This window comes from Chromatiales bacterium (genome assembly GCA_020445605.1).
In the GTDB taxonomy this organism is placed as follows: Bacteria; Pseudomonadota; Gammaproteobacteria; order JAGRGH01; family JAGRGH01; genus JAGRGH01.
On record JAGRGH010000037.1, the window covers coordinates 1 to 17,919 of the forward strand.

Genomic DNA, 17,919 nt, shown 5'->3' on the forward strand with positions numbered 1-17,919 from the left:
CGGCTGGCGGCTGGCGGCTGGCGGCTGGCGGCTGGCGGCTGGCGGCTGGCGGCTGGCGGCTGGCGGCTGGCGGCTGGCGGCTGGCGGCTGGCGGCTGGCGGCTGGCGGCTGGCGGCTGGGAGCTGGCGGCTGGGAGCTGGGAGCTGGGAGCTGGGAGCTGGGAGCTGGGAGCTGGGAGCGTCTTGGTACGGGACTTGCCTAGGTTGTGGAACCCCCCGCGGCCCACAACCACAACGACCGGCCATGCAATCCCCGATTCAGACCTACCTTGAGGCCCTGCGCGAGGAGCTTTCCGCGCGGACCGACGGTGAACTCGCGAGCTACATCCCCGAACTGACCCGCGCCGACCCCGGCTGGTTCGGCATCTGCATGGTCACGATGGACGGCGTCGCCTACTGCGCGGGCGATACGGATCAATCATTTACGATCCAGTCCATCTCCAAGCCGTTTGCCTACGGTACGGCGCTGGCCGACCGCGGCCGCGAGTTCGTCGCCGCGCGGGTCGGGGTGGAGCCCAGCGGCGATGCGTTCAACTCCATCAGTCTCGATCCCCAGACTGGTGCACCGATGAACCCGATGATCAATGCTGGTGCAATCGCGACCTCCGGCCTGGTCGCGGGCGACACGGCCGGGGTCCAGTGGCAGCGCATCGAATCCGCCCTGGGCGCCTTCATCGGCCGGCCGGTCACGGTCGACGAGTCGGTCTACCGCTCGGAGAGCGCCACGGGGTTCCGCAACCGCGCCATCGCCTGGATGCTGAAGAACTTCGGCATCATCGACGGCGACCCCATGGCCGTACTGGAGAACTACTTCCGCCAGTGCTCGGTGCTCGTGACCTGCCGCGACCTCGCCTACATGGCCGCGACGCTCGCCAACGGCGGGCGGCATCCGCTGACCGGCGAGCGGGCGTTGCCCGTGGAGCAGGTCGAGCGGGTGCTGAGCGTCATGTCCACCTGCGGCATGTACGACTACGCGGGCGGCTGGCTCTACGACGTCGGCATGCCGGCCAAGAGCGGCGTGGGCGGCGGCATCATCGCGGTGCTGCCGGGCCGGTTCGGAATCGGCATCTTTTCACCGCCGCTGGACGCGCGTGGCAACAGCGTGCGCGGCATCGAGGTCTGCAAGCGGCTGTCGAAGGATTTCGGCATGCACGTATTCACGCGCACCGGTTCGGCAACCACCGCCATCAGCCGAATCTACACGGGCGCGGACGCACCCTCGCGCCGCCAGCCCGGCGCGCATATGCGCGACTATCTGACCGAGCACGCGCACCGCATCACCTATATCGCGCTGCACGGCCATCTCGCGGTCGACGGCGTGGAATACGTCATTCGCAAGATGCGCGAACTCGCGCCCGATCGCCACAGCTACATCCTCGACATGCACCAGGTTGCGGGGCTTTCAGAAGCCGCGGGACGACTGCTGAACCAGGCCCGCCAGCTTTTTGTCGCCGAAGGCATTGCGGTGGTGCTGTCGCGGGTACATGGTCGCGCGGCGATCCTCGATTCGCTGAGCAGGACGACGGCCAAGGGCGATCGCGGCTTTCTGAATTTCGAGGACAACGACATCGCCGTGGAGTGGTGCGAAAACCGGCTCTATTGCGAGGTGCCGCAGCCGCCCGAGACGGTGGTGTCGATCGCGCACTCGCCGCTGCTCGACGGCCTGCCGGAGTCGCTGACCGCGCAGCTCGACGCCGCGACGCGCACCGAGCGCTACCAGGCCGGGGACTGGATTCTGGTCACGGGACAGGCGGGTGACGGGCGGGTGTTTTTCGTCGAATCCGGCCACGTCAGCGTGCTCGTGCCGCTGGCCGACGGTGCGCACCAGCGGGTCGCCTCGCTGGGGCCGGGTATGAACTTCGGCGAAATGGCGCTGCTCGGCCAGGACAGACGCAGTGCATCCGTGCACGCCGACACCGATGTCGTATGTCGCATCCTGGACGCGGCCGACCTGAACCGGCTCGCCGAAAACACCCCGGAGCTGAAGATCCGGCTGCTCGAAAACCTCGCCTGCGACATGGCCAACACCCTGCGCCGCGCGACGAACTGGATCACCGCGCTGGCCTGAGTTTCCCTTGCGGGCGGGCTGCGGACGGTGGGCGCATACTGGCGTGGTCACCACCGCGCCGAGTTGCCCGCATGCCCGTTCGCGTTGAAATCCATTCCGGTCGTGTGCCCGTGAAGGTGTACACCGACGAGATCGAGCCCGCTGCGCGCACCCAGCTCGAGAACCTCGCACGCCTGCCCATCGTGCATGGCCACATCGCCGCGATGCCCGACGTGCATCTGGGCATCGGCGCCACGGTCGGTTCCGTGATCCCGACCCGCGGCGCGATCATCCCGGCCGCGGTCGGCGTCGACATCGGCTGTGGCATGAACGCCGTGCGCCTGAGTCTGACGGCGAATGAACTGCCGGACAGCCTGCACCGCGTGCGCTCCGCGATCGAGGCGGCCGTGCCGGCCGGTTTCGACCAGCATGCGAAAGACCCGGTGCCGCGCTCGACGATCAAGGCACTGGATGTGCGGCTGGAACGCATCATGGATCGTCACCCGGCGATTGCACGCATGCATGCGAAGAAGGGTTTCCGACCGTGGGTGCGACAGCTCGGCACACTCGGTGGAGGGAATCATTTCATCGAGCTTTGTCTCGATGAATCGGACGCGGTGTGGATCATGCTGCACTCCGGTTCGCGCGGCATCGGCAACCAGATCGGCCGCTATTTCATCTCGCTTGCGCAGGGCGACATGCGCGCGCAGCTTGGCAATCTTCCGGACCGCGATCTGGCGTATTTCACTGAAGGCGCCGAACACTTCGATGATTACGTGGAGGCCGTGAACTGGGCGCAGGACTACGCGATGGAAAATCGCCGGCAGATGTTGCGGCTGATTGTCGAATCGCTTACGCGCGTGCTGCCGTCGTTCACCGCCACGAAAGAGGCCATCAACTGCCACCACAACTATGTCGCGCGCGAACGGCACTTCGGCGCCGATCTGTACGTGACGCGCAAGGGTGCGATCCGCGCCGGCGCAGGCGAACTCGGCATCATCCCGGGCTCGATGGGCGCGAAGTCGTACATCGTGCGCGGACTGGGCAATGTCGAAAGCCTCTGCTCCTGCGCACACGGGGCGGGCCGGCGCATGAGCCGTAACGAGGCAAAACGGCGCTTCGACGCAGGCGATGTCGAAGACCAGACGCGCGGGGTCGAATGCCGCAAGGATCACGGCGTGGTCGACGAAATCCCCGCCGCCTACAAGGACATCGACACCGTCATGGCGAACCAGAGTGATCTGGTCGAGGTCGTGCACACGCTCAAGCAGGTGGTGTGCGTCAAGGGCTGAGCGTCCGGCCGGCAGCGTTCAGCGATTCGGCGCATTCGTATTTCGGTGCTGCATCCAGTCGCCGTTCGCGATGCGCGGGCCGCGCCGGTCGCGCGTGAGATACACGAACGCCTGCCCCCAGGGTGTGCTCAGCAGGGCGCGCCGATAGCGGCGTGGGACCTGCTCAAGCCGGTCGAGGCGCGCGAGCGTGGCGCGGTCGACCGCATACACCTCGCCGGTGATGCGGTCGCGGCCACCGACGCGCAGCCCCGGCCACGCCCCGAAGTCATGCAGGGTGTAGCGCGCCGCCGTGCGGCAGGTGCCTAGCCGTCGCGCCGTGCCGAGCAGCGCGTGGTTGTAGTCGCCGCTCCTTAACGTCCCATAGACGAACACCCGCCACGGCGCGCGCCGCGCGCTCATGCAAAACGCAGAGCGTGGACCGGCGGCAGGTTTGACGACAGGCTTTGCCAGTGGTCGCCCTGGTCCTCGGTGATCCAGAGACTTCCGGTCGTCGAACCCATCGCCAGACGCTTGCCGCTGGTGTCGATCGCGAGCGCGTGGCGATAGACCAGGTCATAGGCATGCGACTGCGGCAGGCCGTTGCGCAGGGTCTCGAAGCTTGCGCCGCCATCGCGGGTGCGCGTGACGACCACGGCTCCGTTGGCCGGTACTCGGCATTCGTCCTTGACCGCGGGCACGAACCAGGCGCTGTGCGGATCGTCCGGGTGCGCGGCGACCGCAAAGCCGAAGGTCGATGGTTCGATGTGTTCGATCTCGGTCCAGTGCCGACCGCCGTCGGTACTCGTGAACACACCGTTGTGGTGCTGGATCCACATCCGCTCGGGCTCAGCCGCGCACTGCACCAGCCGGTGCGGATCCTGAAGTATCGGGTCGTGGGCCATCTCCGGCGGTAGATACGCCGCGCGCAGTCCATCGCTGGTCACGTTCCAGGACTCGCCGCCATCGTGGCTCTGCCACACGCCACCGCAGGAGACGGCCACCGTCAGGTGGTTCGCATTGCGAGGATCGATGGCGATGGAGTGGATGCCCGGTCGGTCGTAGCCGCCACCCACCCAGCGGTTGCGTTCGGGCCGGTCCCAAAGCGATCGCACCAGCGTCCAGGTTTCGCCGCGGTCGTCCGAACGGAACAGACCTCCGGGGATCGTCCCGGCCCACAGCCGGCCCGGTTGGTCCGGACCGCCGGCCTCCAGGCACCAGATCTGCTCCAGCGTCCAATCGGGGCCGTCGTCAGGCGCCGGCCTGGCGGGATACACCGGCACTGCGACCTCGTGCCACTGCGCGCCGGCGGCCTCCAGCCGATGCAGCTTCACGCCGAAATGACCAAGGTTCAGCGCACAGTAAATGGTCCCATCGCGCGGATCGGGCAGGACCGCGCTGACCGGCTCGCCAACAAACGCGACATCGGCGATGCGCCAGCCGGCGGTGTCGCGCTCGTAGCGGAACAGCCCCTTGCGCGTGGCAACGTACAGAAGATCGCTCATTCAACCTCCGGACAGGGCCTGCATCACGAACACGCGGCTGTCGCGGTTCAGGCGGTGATTCAGTGCGTCGCGGGCGCAGATCAGTGTGCCGTCCACGAATACGTTGATGTGTCGGCGCAGCCGCTCCTGGTCATCGAGGAGGTAGCCCCTGAGCTTTGGCGCCAGCGCAAAAATCGCTTCGAGCGCGGCGCCCACGGAGTCGGCAGCAACGTCCGCTTCCGGCGCCGGAAGATGGCGCAACAGGTTGGGTGTGAACTCGACGTGGGCCATTTCGGCGAGTGTAGCAGTGGCAAACATCCCGCAAACTGTGCGCCGGGTCGCTTGGGTCTGGTGGGCATTCGTACTAAAATTTGTCAGATGCGAACCGCTGGGCGGTTTTCCTCAAACTCGGGAATCACAGGCAAAGCCTCATGAATCTGCGCAACTCCATCGCCGGGCTGGTCGCGGCGGCCTCGCTGGGTACCGGCGTTCCGACTCTGGCCGAGTTCCAGGTCGGACTTTATGGCGGCTACAGCTGGAACCACAATTCCGATGTCGATCTGCAGCAGGGTGCGGCGACGGACATCACCCATGACAGCGTTCACTGGGACAGTGAGCCCTGGCAGATGCCGCCGTACTGGGGCGTGCGTGCACTGTATCGACCCATGCGCGAGTCGCGCTGGGGGCTGATGCTCGACTACACGCATGCGAAGACGATCGCCGATCGTGATCGCGCGGTTTCCGTCAGCGGCACCCTCGACGGCGTGCCCGTGGCGGGCGAACTGGCGCCGAGCACCGTGTACGACAGGCTCGAGTTCACCAACGGCCTGAACACCATGACCCTGAACGCGATCTATCGCTTTCCGCTGAACAGCACCTGGACCCCGTACGTGGGCGCGGGCATCGGCGTCGCCGTGCCGCATGTCGAGGTGCGCAAGGTCGGCGGGGGCATCGACAAGTACGGCTACGAGATCGGCGGCATGGCCGCGCAGTTCATGGCCGGCATCGAGTACGAGATCAGCCCACGTTGGTCGCTGTTCGGCGAATACAAGGCGAACTGGAGCGACATCGATGTGGACCTGGGTGACGATGCCACGCTGCAGACGCAGATCATGACCCATCAGCTGCTGTTCGGCGCGTCGGTGAATTTTTGATCGGACCCCGATCGATCCATCCACGATCGCCCGGATAGCATAGAAAAACACCTGCGGTTGTTCATGTAGGGAAGCTCTGATCAATCCGTCCCGGATTGTCAGAGCAGCAAAAACGAAAAAGTGTGATTTTTCGTTTTCTTTCATTTCCAACGGCTTGCAGCCGTCGAAAATGGCGGCACATCCATGTGCCGCGGGAAACTCTGATTTTTCAGAGTTTCCTTGGCTCGCCCGGCGGCACCATCCGGGCCGACGCCGCGTGACGGCGGCGGGCCGTGTCTTCCTGATAGATCCGTCCCTTTCACGGTTGATTCACTGCAGCGGCGTGATCTCGATCGCCTCGTAGTTCTGGGTCTGGCGCGTCCATTTCAGGCGCACGCGGTAGCGCCGACCGTCGTGCAGCAGGTTTTGGATCGTAATGGTGTCATCGGAGTCATGCGTGATCGTCGCACCCGAAAGACTGACCAGGCCATCGTCGAAGACAAACGGGGTGTTGAAGCTGTCGACCGTGAAAGGGACGAATGCTTCGACGACACCGCCGTTGCTGTCCTCGGCCACCAGCTGAATCGTATGCGATCCAGGCCCGATGTTGTCGCCGTAGTTCAGCACGATGTTGAAGCCGGACTCGTCGGAATTCGGATACTGGGGGAATGCATTACCCACGTCCGGGCGTGGACCATGATGTTCCAACTCGCCATACGGCACGCCATCGACGAACAGAGACAGCGATGTCGGCGGATTCAGCGCGACAAGATAACCCCTGAGGTTGCGCACGCCAGCCTTGATCGATCCCGAAAAAGGGTCTTCAACGCTCAGTCGCATCGGTGGATTGCTGACACCCGAGGGTGGGGCGCCAATCTGTGACCAGGTCTGGAACCACTCATGCAGCAGGTCCGCCACCCGGTCCAGCGCGGTGAAGTGATCGCCACTGGTAATCACGAACTCACTTTGGGGATTGTCCGGTAGTTTGCTGATCTGCCGCTGGTTGAAGTCCCGGTTCGGATCGGCGTCTCCGACGATCCACAGCCAGCGCGGCTTGATCGCCGGCAGCACGAAGTTGAAGTCGGGAGTGATGTTCGTGTCGTGGTACGACAGGTAGATGTTCGGGGTGGTCGGCTGCATCTCTCGCAGACCGCCGTCATAGGTGTAGAAGGTCGCCAGCTCGTCGCCGCGACCCTGCGCGACCATGCGGCGGGCCTCCTCCACATAGGGCTGCGTGGCGTTGACGACCGTTGTCGACAGGGGCAGCATGTGCCCCGGCGCCACCGGAATCACCGCTTCCAGGCCGTGACCGGTATGCATCGCGTACAGCAGGGAATGCATGCCGCCCATGCTGTGCCCGATCAGCAGCACGCGCATGCCGCGTGCCCGTTCCGCATCCACGAGCGCCTTCAGGTAGTTCAGTCCCTGACACTGGGTGCCGTCCCACTCGCGCCACCAGGTCATGTTGGGGATCACGACGTTGAAACCGTGGTCGGCCAGATCGGTAATCAGATTCGTGTACTGCGGCGCGAACTTGCTGCCGCTCTTGCCGTGCAGGAGGATGACGCTGACGTCGCCCTGATCGCGTTCGGGCAGGCGTGTGGGCGGATAAGCCGGCGTGTAGGTTGCCGCGCCGGCACAGCCGGGGACCGTCGCCGCCGGCACCAGGCTTGGCGCGAACAACACCGCCAGCAGGACAACGATCGGGCCGCGGCGTCGTGGTGCGCGACGGCACGCTACAGCGTTCTGGGTTGGCGCCCTTCGCAGAGCGCGGTCACGGAGGCCGGTTGCCGTGCCGCCCGATGAATCGCACGTCATCGGGGTGGATCTGATGCCCTGTGCCGCTTTCATGCCCTGCCCCGTATGACACGTCGGATTGATGTTGCCGGGGAAGCTAGCACGCTGATCGGGCCCTCTCAAGCCTGCCCTCGTGCGCTGCCCGATGCCCGGCTCGACCAACGCCAGCGCCACGCATTGCGCGAGTCGTCGTGCGGCAGATTCGACGCGCGCTGCCAAGGGCATGCGCCGCATCGCAGGTCTCGGCAGGCGCCGATCGATCCATCGAAGGATTGCCGGGGATAACGAAAAGGAGCTGCACGATTTTCTGGGTGCTTTCATCGTGTCTGCCGCATCCTGAGCGCCTCGCCGTTGCGCGGCCAAAAGCGAAACCTTGCTTCTGGAAAAGCTTTCCACCGCCTGTAGGGACGGAAACCGGCGGCACGGTCGGGTGTCGCGAAGACCCTGACTCGATCGGAAGTTTCGTGATCCTGATTTGGGCTTGCCGCCATACGGCGAGGGGGCGGGCGCTACACGTCGGCGAGATCGCCGCGGGTTTCCAGCCAGGCGCGCCGGTCCGGCGCGCGGCGTTTGGCGAGCAGCATGTCGAGCATCTGTGCCGTCTCGTCGATATCTTCGACCGCCAGCTGCACGAGCCGCCGCGTTTCCGGCGCGATGGTCGTTTCGCGCAACTGCATCGGGTTCATTTCCCCGAGCCCCTTGAAGCGCTGCACGTGAATCTTGCCGCGGTATTTCTCCGCCGCCAGCCGCTCCTCGATGCCCTTTCGTTCCGCCTCGTCCAGCGCGTAATAGACCTGCTTGCCCGCATCGATGCGGTACAGCGGTGGCATCGCGACGTAGACGTGACCCGCGGCGACCAGCGCCGGGAAGTGCCGCTGGAACAGCGCGCAGAGCAGGGTGGCGATATGGGCGCCGTCGGAGTCCGCGTCGGCGAGGATGCAGACCTTGCCGTAGCGCAGCCCGCCGAGATCGCTCGACGCCGGGCTGAGACCGATCGCCACGGAGATGTCGTGTACTTCCTGTGAGCCCAGCACCTGCGCGGGTTCGACCTCCCAGGTGTTCAGAATCTTGCCGCGCAGCGGCATCACGGCTTGGAACTCGCGGTCGCGCGCCTGCTTGGCCGATCCGCCCGCCGAGTCGCCCTCGACCAGAAACAGTTCCGTGCGCTCGAGGTCCTGCGCCGTGCAGTCGGCGAGCTTGCCGGGCAGGGCCGGACCGCTGGTGATCTTCTTGCGCTCGACGGTGCGCGATTTGCGGATGCGCCGCTGGGCATTCGCGATGGCACGCTGCGCGATCGCCTCGCCTTCGGCGATGTGCCGGTTCAGCCACAGCCCCAGAGCGTCCTTGACGACGCCGGAGACGAACGCTGCGGTCTCGCGCGAACCCAGCCGCTCCTTGGTCTGGCCGGCGAACTGCGGGTCATGCAGGCGCACGGAAAGCACATACGCGACGCCGTCCCAGACGTCCTCGGGCGCGATGCGCACCCCGCGCGGGGTCAGGCTGCGGAACTCGCAGAACTCGCGCACGGCGTCGGCCAGTCCCGCGCGCAGGCCGTTGACGTGCGTACCGCCGGCCGGCGTCGGGATCAGGTTCACGTAGCTCTCGGCGAGTGTCTCGTCGCCGGAGTCCACCCAGCACAGCGCCCATTCGGCGGCTTCCTCGTTGCCGCTGAAATCGCCGGTGAACGGTGGGTCCGGCATGCCCTTGTGGTCGCCGAGTGACTCGCGCAGGTAATCCGCCAGCCCGGTCGCATAACGCCATTCCAGGCGCTCGTCGGCGGCCTCGTCGTACCAGCGCACGGTCAGGCCCGGGCACAGCACGGCCTTTGCGCGCAGCAGATGCTTCAGGCGGGCCGGCGCGAACTTCGGGCTGTCGAAGTATTTCGGGTCAGGCCAGAAACGCAGTTCCGTACCCGTATTCGTGCGCCCGACCTTGCCGGTTGTTTCGAGCTTCGAGGCCGGTTCGCCGCCGGCAAACTGCATGACGTGTTCGGCCCCGTCGCGCCGCACCTTCACCTCGAGCCGCTGTGACAGTGCATTGACCACCGATACGCCAACGCCGTGCAGGCCGCCGGAGAACCGGTAGTTGCGATCGTTGAACTTGCCGCCGGCGTGCAGCCGCGTGAGGATCAGTTCGATGCCGCTGATCCTGTGTTCGGGGTGAATATCCACGGGCATGCCGCGGCCGTCGTCGCGAACCTCGCAGGAGCCGTCGCGATACAGCATCACCTCGATCGTGCGGGCGTGGCCGGCGAGTGCCTCGTCGACACTGTTGTCGATGACTTCCTGGGCGAGATGGTTCGGCCGGCTGGTATCGGTGTACATGCCCGGGCGCTTGCGCACCGGGTCCAGCCCGGACAGGACATCGATGTCCCGGGCGGTATAGGAGCCGCCCGCCATTACCAGTCGAACAGCTTCGTGTTGGCCGGTTCGCGCGGGATTCGGCCGCTGTCGCTGCGCAGCGAATGGCGGGCCTGTTCGATACGACGTGGCTGTGAGCGGAAACACAGCAGGCCATCGGCGATCAACGCCTTGCGGCCGTAGGCATTGCTCAGTGGCCGACGCCACTCGCTGTTGGCGCGCTCATACCACTGGCCGCTGCGCTTGAGCCAGCCGTACTCGCGCATTTCACTGGACGAACAGCGGATGCCGAGATACTCCGCGTTGTCGAACCCCGAGCGCGAACGCGATACCAGCGTGAGCCGGTAGACGTAGTCCGAATCGAGGCTCAACGACGCCAGATCGACGAAATAGCGGAAGTCCGGATCGTTCTCCAGCGGGACGATCTCGACCAGGTTTTCCTCGCGAGGCGCTTCGGGCATTACGCCCGGCGTGCGCTCGCGCCAGGGCTCGGGATCTTCGAACTTGTCCGAGCCGTGGCTTGGTGCGTCGAGTTCGAATGCGCCGCGCGACTGCGCCCACGCGAGCGGCGCAATAGCCGCCGTGGCAAGGATCAGCACGAAACCGGAAATCAGTGGGCGCATGGCTACGCGGGCGATTTTGCGAGAGCCCGCTGCGGACTGTCCAGCCTCAGCCATTGGGGTAGAGCCGCGGCAGCCATTCGCTGCGCTTGGACGCGGGACGGTCGGCCGGGGCGACCGAACGCACGGCGCGCCAGTGCGCGGCGCCGTCCCAGCGGTCGCCGGCCGGCCCATAGCGCAAACCATCGAGCGCGATCAGGGCCGCGGCGGCGCGGGTATCGTCGAGGCGCGCGGCCAGCGCGCGCAGATTGCGCGGCGGGTCCTGCGGCCAGCGCGCGGCGGCCCAGTCGAGCCAGGCGGTCTGCGCGGCGCCCGGATCGTTGTCGCGGGCCGCGCGTGCGATGCGCTCCAGACTGACGCGGCCGGTCGTGGCGGCGACCGGTCGGGCGCGGCCCGTCGCCGCGCGCGACCGCCGTGCGCGCCACCAGCCCCAGAGCGCGAGCAGCCACAGCGCAAAGCCAACGGCGGCCAGTACACGCCACAGCCTCAGATCGTCCAGCCAAGCGCGGACCCGATCGAGCGGGGCGTCCGACCGGGCGCTGGCGGCTTCGGCGGTCGGGCGTTCCGCGACCGCCACTGGCGCCGGCGGCGCCGCGCCGCTTGCAATCGCGGCGGGTTCGACCGTGATCGTTCGCGCCGGCAGGTTGGCCTCGCGCCACGCCTTGTCGCCGGCATCCCACCAGCGCAGCGCGATCGGCGGCAGCCGATATTGACCGGCCGCGTTGGCGATGTAGGCAATCGAACGGCGGGCCTCAACGGCGATGCCGTCGCGGGTCGCACGCTGTTCGGTCTGCACCGGCTCGGCGAAGGCGCGGACGCCATCCGGCGCGTCGGCCGTCAGGTCGGGAATCAGCAGCGGCGACAGGCCCGTCGCACGCAGCGTCACCGTGCGGGTGACGGGGCGGCCCACGGCGATCGGCTCGCCGGCCGCCGGTTCCCAGCGTTCCTCGAGCGCGAGTTCCTCCGCCGGCAGCCAGCCCGCGCCGACCGGTGCCGGCCGCACCTCCAGCGCCACCGGCTCGCTGCGTCGGCGCAGGCGGCGGGTCTGATCGAAAAAGCCCGGGATGCCCCAGCCGCTGCTCGGCCGCTGGGCCGGCGCGACGACGCTGCCGTCGAACACGGCGGGGCCGATCTCGATCCGGCCTGGCGTACGTGGGAACAGTGCGAACCGCCGTTCGATGACGGCGTAGTTCTGCTCGCCGCGGCGGGTCTGGTAATGCAGGTCCTCGCCGAGCGACTCGAGCGTCGCACCGCTGACCGGCGGATCGCTCAGCTCGCCACCGCTGATCCGTCGCAACGTGAAGATGCGCACGGCGACGATGACCTGTTCGCCGACGTGGGGGTTCGTGCGATCGACGACCGTCTCCACCCAGACCTCGTCGCTGCGCTGGTCCGCCGGGGCGTCGCGCACCGTCAGCACGATCGGCGCGGTCTGCTGGCTGCCCAGTGCGAGTGCCGGAATGGTCAGCTGACCGGCCCGCCGCGGTGCCAGCGTGTATTGCCAGCGCAGTCCGCGCTGGGTGCGGCCGTTGATGCTCTGCATGTACTGCTGGGTCGCACTGCCGAGGATCTCGAAATCCTGTTCCAGCGCGCGCAGATCGGGCTCGCCGCCGACCTGCCCGTCGCGCAGGTCCACGACCAGCGTGAGGGTGTCCCCGAACGCGAGCTCGCGGCGGTCGACCTCGGCCGTGAGCGCGGCCGCGGCGAGGTTCGCCGACAGCCACAACAGCAGACCGAACAGCAGGCGTTTCACCATGGTTGCAATTCCCGGGTCTCCAGACCGTGGGCTTCGAGCTGACGCCGACGTACGGTCTGGCGGCGGAATTTTTCGCGCAGCAGGCCGCCGGGGTCGTCCGGCAGGCTGCGGTAGAGCGGCTCGCCGCCGCTGGCATCGCCTCGGTCCGCGGAGCGGCTGCCCCCGGTCGGCGGCTCGTTCGACGGATCCGTGCCGGCGGATTGCTGTGCGCCGTGCGCAGGGTCGCCGTCCGCGCTTGACTGGGCCGCGGCAGGCTGTGATTCGTCCTGCCCGGATTGCGGCTGGCCCGGCGGTTGTTCCTGCGCCGCGCCCGCTGACGACGCGTCCTGGCCCTTGGATCGGTCGGTGTCTGTCCCGCGCTGGGCGTCCGCGCCCGATGCCTGCCCTTGCTGCCCCTGCTGGTCGGAGGGCTGCTGCGGTTTGCCCTGATCGCCAGAACCGGTGCCGGCTTCGTCCGGCTGGCCCTGCGGGTCGTTCTGGTCGGGCTGTTGCTGGCGCAGCAGCTCGTCGACGATCAACCGGTTGTGCAGGGCGTCCTGCATGTCGGGGTTGAGCTTGAGCGCCTCGTCGTAGGCACCCAGCGCCTCGCGATAGCGCCCCAGATGGGCAAGCGTGTTGCCGGCGTTGTAGTGGCGGTCCGCGCTGGGCTCGCCTTCGCGCCGAAAACCTTTCAGGGCTTCGTCGAAGTTCTCGCCGCGGTAGTTCGCCGCGGCGCGCCAGTCCGGATCCCTGAATACCTCGGGGGCGGCCGGGTCGCCCTCGAGCAGCGCGGCTGCGGCGCGCTGGTCCGCTCGGGAGAACCAGTCCACCCAGTCGAAGGCCAGTGACTCGCGCGGGCCCGCGCAGAGGACCATGATCGCGATTGCCGGCAACAGGCCGCGGCGGAACCGCGCCAGCGCGAACGGCAGCAGCACGAGCACCAGCCAGGCACCGGCATCGTCCCAGCGGTCGATCTGGCGTTCGGCGACGGCACGCCACTCGGCCCGCCGCGCATCCGGGGCCAGCCACTGCGCGAGCCGGCGCACATCGCTGTCGTCGGCGCTGATCGGCAGGTACGGACCGCCGCCGATACCGGCCAGACTCGCGAGCCCCGCCGAATCCAGACCCGGCACGACCACGGCGCCCGCGGCGTCTTTCAGAAATCCGCCGCCACCGTCCGGGATCGGCGCGCCGGCCTCGGTGCCGACACCGAGGATCGCGACTCGATGGCCGTTGGCCGCAAGCGCCTCGATCTGCTCCTGCGCCGCGGCGCCGTTGGCAACGCCGTCGGTGATCACGACCACCCGCCCCGGGCCGCCGCTGCGTTCGAGCAGGGTCGCGGCGAGTTTCAGGCCCGCGTCGAGCTCGCTGCCGCCGAGCGGCATGATGCCGGGTTCGAGCACGGGCACGATCGCGCGGATCGTCTCGACGTCATCGGTCAGTGGCACGGCGACGTGGGCGTCGCCCGAAAACACCACCAGGGCGACCTGGCCTTCGGCCGTGCGTTCGAGCAGGTCGAGCAGTTTGTAGCGCGCGCGGATCAGCCGGTCCGGCGCAAGGTCGCCGGCGCGCATCGACGGCGACAGGTCCAGCACGATCACGCGCGCCTCGTCGAGCCGCAGGGCCGGCGCGGGCAGCCGTGTCCACGTCGGCCCGGCCGCCGCCAGCACCCCGAGCAGCCAGACGATCGCGAGCAGGGCGATGGACAGTCCGCCGCTGGCACGACCGCGTGTGCCGCCGAGCAGGATGTGGCCGAGCAGATGGGATTCGACCACGCGCGACCAGTCGCCGCTCAGCCGCATGACCCGCCAGCGGTTGACGATCAGCCAGCCCAGCGGCAGCAGCGCGAGTAGCCACGCCGGGCGCAGAAAGTGGAAATCGTCGGGCACGATCATGTCGGCTGGGCTGCGTTCGGCGCGCGCAGCACATGGCGCCGGCGGCGCACCAGCCAGGCCTGCTGCGCCCCCGCGAGCGCGAGCGCCACGCCGAGCGGCCAGACATACAGCTCGTCGACGGGCCGGAACACGGCATCGTCACCGGCACGCGGTTCCAGGCGGTCGATCTCGGCGTACACCTCGCGCAGGGCGCCGGCATCCCGGGCGCGGAAATAGCGACCGGACGTCATCTGGGCGATGCGCTCGAGCAGTTCCTCGTCGAGGTCGCGTGACGGGTCGACGATGCGCCGGCCGAGAAAGCCGTCGACCAGCATGCGTTCGGCGCCGAGCCCGACGGTGTAGATGCGCACGCCATGATCGCGCGCGAGTTCGCCCGCCGTTTCGGGTTCGATCGCGCCGGCGGTGCTGCGGCCGTCGGTCAGCAGCACGAGCACGCGTTCGCCGCTTGGCACGGCATCGAGGTGTTTGACGCCGAGCGCGATGGCATCGCCGATCGCGGTCGCGTCCCCGGCCAGGCCGATTTCGGCTTCGTCGAGCAGCTGGCGCACGGTGATCCGGTCGAAGGTCAGCGGCGCCTGCAGGTAGGCGCGGCTGCCGAACAGGATCAGCCCCACGCGGTCGCCGCTGCGGGCCTCGATGAACGAGCGCGCGACGCGCTTGACGATCTCCAGGCGGTTCAGCGGTTCGCCTTCCTCCTCGAAGTCCGCGCGCTTCATGCTCGCCGAGAGGTCGACGGCCAGCATCAGGTCGCGACCGGCCTGGGCCGTCGGCAGGGGCTCGCCGAGCCACTGCGGCCGGGCGGCCGCCAGCACCAGCAGCGCCCAGACCAGCAGGGCTGCGGCCAGCACGCGGCGCGGCCCGGCCGCGCGACGGGCGGCATCACCGGCGATGCGTGCGACCGGATCGAACGCGGGCATGCGCACCACCGCGCCCTCCGCGCCGCTGGCCGGCGGCAGGATCACCCAGACCAGCGCCGGCAGCGGCAGCAGCCCGAACATCCACGGCCAGGCGAACTCAATCATCGCGCGCGCCCCGCGTTGCGTTTCACCCAGCGGTAGGCGGCGGCATACAGCGCGCGGGCGTCGATGTCGCCACTTGGCCTGGCGTACGGGGCATGCGCAATGGCGGCCGCGCCGGCCTGACTGAATCCGCCGCCGGTCGCATCCAGAAAGGCGATCCACTGCGCGCCGCTCAGGCTTGCGACCCGTTCCCGTGGCCAGCGTGCCAGCGCGAAGCGGCGAAGCAGTCGCGATACGCCGGTTGCGAAGGCCTGTGCATCGCCACGACGCTCGTATCGGTGCAGCATCACGCGCAGTTCATGACGCGCAAAGCGCGCCTGCCAGCGCGCCCGGACCGAAAACCGCCAGGCTGCCCAGACCGCCAGCGCGAGCACGACGAGCGCGACGAACCACCAGCCGGGCGGCGGTGGCCACCAGCCCGGCGGGGTGGGCAGATGGATGTCGCGCAGTCCGGCGAGCGCATCGGTCGGATTCATGCCGCGCGCCAGGTCGATGCCAGCGGACAGGCCAGCCCGCTACGCAGGGCCACGGAGACGTCGGCGCCGGTCTCCAGCGTCACAAACCGCGCGCCGAACTTGCGGCACAGGCCGACCAGCGCGCGCTGGCGGGCCGCGAACAGCGCCTCGTAGTCGCGCACCACTGAGCGATCCGTGGTGTCCAGCACGATGCGCCGGTCGTCATCGCCGATGCAGTACATGCCCGGTCGCGGCGCGCGTGCCTCGACCGGATCGTAGACCTGCACTAGCACCGGGTCGGTGTGTTCGGCGAGCCGGGCGAGCCAGCGGTCCAGGTCGCCGAGGTTCAGGAAGTCGCTGAGGATCACGCTCAGGCTGCCCGGTCGTGCAATGCGGGCGAAACGTTCGAGCGGCGCGACGGCGCGTCCGCCGGTGTTGGCGAGGGGCGCTTCGTGCACGTCGACGAGCGCGCGGATCCACGCAATCGCCCCGCGGGTGCGCGGGCGCGGTGACAGTTCGCGATGCACCCCGTCACTGGCGACGATGCCGCCGACCCGGTCACCGAGCGCGACGGCCGACCAGGCCAGAAACGCCGCGGCCTCGGCGGCGGCGACGGACTTGAACGCGCGGCGTGTGCCAAAGCGCATGGAGCGGCCGACGTCCACGAAAAACAGCACCGGGCGCTCGCGTTCCTCGCGATACAGCTTGGTATGCGGAATGCCGCTGCGCGCGGTCACGCGCCAGTCGATGTGGCGCACGTCGTCGCCGGCCTGGTAGACGCGCGTCTCCTCGAAGTCCATGCCGCGTCCGCGAAACGGCGAGGCGTAGTTGCCGGACTGGCCGGCGTCCGGACAGGCGCGCGGCCGGGTCAGCACCACGCCCGCGCGGCGTCGCAGCGCGATCAGGCGGGCGTTGTCGAGGTGTACGCCGTCGTTGACCGGCGTGGGCGCGGCGGGAAGCGGACCCGGACTCACGGCACCGGCACGCGGCGCACCAGTTCGGCGACCAGCGTATCGGAGCTGACGCCGTCGGCCTCGGCCTCGAAGGTCAGCAGGATGCGGTGGCGCAGCACGTCCGGGGCGAGCGCCTGGATGTCCTCCGGCGATACGTAGTCGCGGCCGGCGAGCCAGGCGCGGGCCCGCGCACAGCGCTCCAGCGCGATGCATGCGCGTGGCGATGCGCCGAAGCGCACCCAGCGCGCGAGGTCTTCGCCCCACTCGCCGGGGCTGCGCGTCGCGAGCACGAGCTGCAGCAGGTATTCCTCGAGTGCGTCCGACACATGCAGGCCGAGCACGGCCTTGCGTGCGGCGAAGATCGTGCGCTGGTCGACGCGCACGCCGGAGGCCTGGCCGCCTTTGCCGTCGAGCTGGCCGTTGGCCTCCTCGCGGGCCAGGCGCAGGATCTCGCGCTCGGCATCCAGCGCCGGATAGCCGATGCGCACGTACATCAGGAAGCGGTCGAGCTGCGCTTCCGGCAGCGGATAGGTGCCTTCCTGCTCGATCGGGTTCTGCGTCGCCATGACCAGGAACAGCTCGGGCAGCGCGTAGCTGTGCGCACCCACGGTGATCTGGCGCTCGGCCATCGCTTCGAGCAGGGCGGACTGCACCTTGGCCGGCGCGCGGTTGATCTCGTCGGCCAGCATCAGGTTGTGGAACAGCGGCCCGTGCTGGAACTCGAACGCGCCGGTCTGCGGCCGGAATACGTCCGTGCCGGTCAGGTCGGCCGGCAGCAGGTCCGGGGTGAACTGCACGCGGTGGAAGTCGGCCTCCAGATGCTCGCCGAGCACCTTGATGGCGGTGGTTTTTGCCAGGCCCGGCGCGCCCTCGACCAGCAGGTGGCCGTCGGCGAGCAGCGCGATCAGCAGGCGCTCGATCAGCAGCGGCTGACCGACGACGCGGGCCGACAGCGCGGCGCCGAGTTCGGCGAAGGCGGTCTGCTCGGGGCTGACCGAGACGGACTCAGCCTTCTCGACGTTGGATCGTTTCGCCATCGTGTCTCGGGTTCTCGGGAGGGGGGGCCATTGTAGTGCCGGGCGCGGAGGCTGCAAGCGCTGTGACCGGAACTACGCCGCGAGGTTCTGTCATCGGGAATTCATTGCGTCGTAACG

General features: G+C 68.4%; 15 protein-coding genes. 3 read left to right on the plus strand and 12 right to left on the minus strand.

Annotated elements, in window-relative coordinates:
* Positions 1–243 precede the first annotated feature (243 nt).
* Positions 244–2,067, plus strand: coding sequence for a glutaminase A (gene glsA / locus KDG50_07175; protein ID MCB1865197.1), 1,824 nt, complete (start codon positions 244–246; stop codon positions 2,065–2,067).
* A 71-nt stretch (positions 2,068–2,138) separates the two neighbouring features.
* Positions 2,139–3,338 (plus strand): RtcB family protein, encoded by a 1,200-nt coding sequence (locus KDG50_07180; GenBank protein MCB1865198.1) that lies wholly within the window; start codon positions 2,139–2,141, stop codon positions 3,336–3,338.
* An 18-nt stretch (positions 3,339–3,356) separates the two neighbouring features.
* Here the strand turns inward: KDG50_07180 and KDG50_07185 are convergent, their stop codons facing one another.
* From KDG50_07185 to KDG50_07195, 3 genes are read right to left on the minus strand one after another with little or no spacing between them, the layout of a single operon-like run.
* Positions 3,357–3,737 (minus strand): gamma-glutamylcyclotransferase, encoded by a 381-nt coding sequence (locus KDG50_07185; GenBank protein MCB1865199.1) that lies wholly within the window; start codon positions 3,735–3,737, stop codon positions 3,357–3,359.
* Entirely contained in the window at positions 3,734–4,819 is a 1,086-nt protein-coding gene (locus tag KDG50_07190; GenBank protein ID MCB1865200.1) for a hypothetical protein, read from the minus strand. Before KDG50_07190 ends, KDG50_07185 begins: the two co-directional genes overlap by 4 nt.
* Positions 4,820–5,089 (minus strand): hypothetical protein, encoded by a 270-nt coding sequence (locus tag KDG50_07195; GenBank protein MCB1865201.1) that lies wholly within the window; start codon positions 5,087–5,089, stop codon positions 4,820–4,822.
* Between the two features lie 140 nt (positions 5,090–5,229).
* Here KDG50_07195 and KDG50_07200 point away from each other — a divergent pair, with 140 nt between their 5' ends.
* The gene (locus tag KDG50_07200; protein ID MCB1865202.1) at positions 5,230–5,952 is read left to right on the plus strand and encodes a porin family protein; all 723 of its coding nucleotides are present in this window, start codon (positions 5,230–5,232) and stop codon (positions 5,950–5,952) included.
* 309 nt (positions 5,953–6,261) lie between these two features.
* Here KDG50_07200 and KDG50_07205 read toward each other — a convergent pair whose 3' ends face one another.
* The 9 genes from KDG50_07205 to KDG50_07245 form a co-directional block, all read right to left on the minus strand.
* Entirely contained in the window at positions 6,262–8,124 is a 1,863-nt protein-coding gene (locus KDG50_07205) for an alpha/beta hydrolase (protein ID MCB1865203.1), read from the minus strand.
* Positions 8,125–8,237: 113 nt separating this feature from the next.
* Complete coding sequence (gene parE / locus KDG50_07210) at positions 8,238–10,127, minus strand: DNA topoisomerase IV subunit B (protein ID MCB1865204.1); 1,890 nt, start codon at positions 10,125–10,127, stop codon at positions 8,238–8,240.
* Positions 10,127–10,711 carry a hypothetical protein gene (locus KDG50_07215; protein ID MCB1865205.1) on the minus strand — a complete coding sequence of 195 codons (585 nt, stop codon included), beginning with the start codon at positions 10,709–10,711 and terminating at the stop codon, positions 10,127–10,129. Before KDG50_07215 ends, parE begins: the two co-directional genes overlap by 1 nt.
* Positions 10,712–10,757: 46 nt before the next feature.
* Positions 10,758–12,464: a protein BatD gene (locus tag KDG50_07220; GenBank protein ID MCB1865206.1), complete on the minus strand. Its 1,707-nt coding sequence runs from the start codon at positions 12,462–12,464 to the stop codon at positions 10,758–10,760.
* Positions 12,458–14,338 (minus strand): VWA domain-containing protein, encoded by a 1,881-nt coding sequence (locus tag KDG50_07225; protein MCB1865207.1) that lies wholly within the window; start codon positions 14,336–14,338, stop codon positions 12,458–12,460. The genes KDG50_07220 and KDG50_07225 overlap by 7 nt, the downstream gene beginning before the upstream one ends.
* Positions 14,335–15,360, minus strand: a complete 1,026-nt coding sequence (locus KDG50_07230; GenBank protein MCB1865208.1) for a VWA domain-containing protein — start codon at positions 15,358–15,360, stop codon at positions 14,335–14,337. Before KDG50_07230 ends, KDG50_07225 begins: the two co-directional genes overlap by 4 nt.
* Positions 15,357–15,833, minus strand: coding sequence for a DUF4381 domain-containing protein (locus KDG50_07235; GenBank protein ID MCB1865209.1), 477 nt, complete (start codon positions 15,831–15,833; stop codon positions 15,357–15,359). The genes KDG50_07230 and KDG50_07235 overlap by 4 nt, the downstream gene beginning before the upstream one ends.
* A complete protein-coding gene (locus KDG50_07240; GenBank protein ID MCB1865210.1) occupies positions 15,830–16,786 on the minus strand; it encodes a DUF58 domain-containing protein in 957 nt (318 codons plus the stop codon). Before KDG50_07240 ends, KDG50_07235 begins: the two co-directional genes overlap by 4 nt.
* Positions 16,783–17,802 (minus strand): AAA family ATPase, encoded by a 1,020-nt coding sequence (locus KDG50_07245; protein ID MCB1865211.1) that lies wholly within the window; start codon positions 17,800–17,802, stop codon positions 16,783–16,785. Before KDG50_07245 ends, KDG50_07240 begins: the two co-directional genes overlap by 4 nt.
* Between the last annotated feature and the right edge of the window lie 117 nt (positions 17,803–17,919).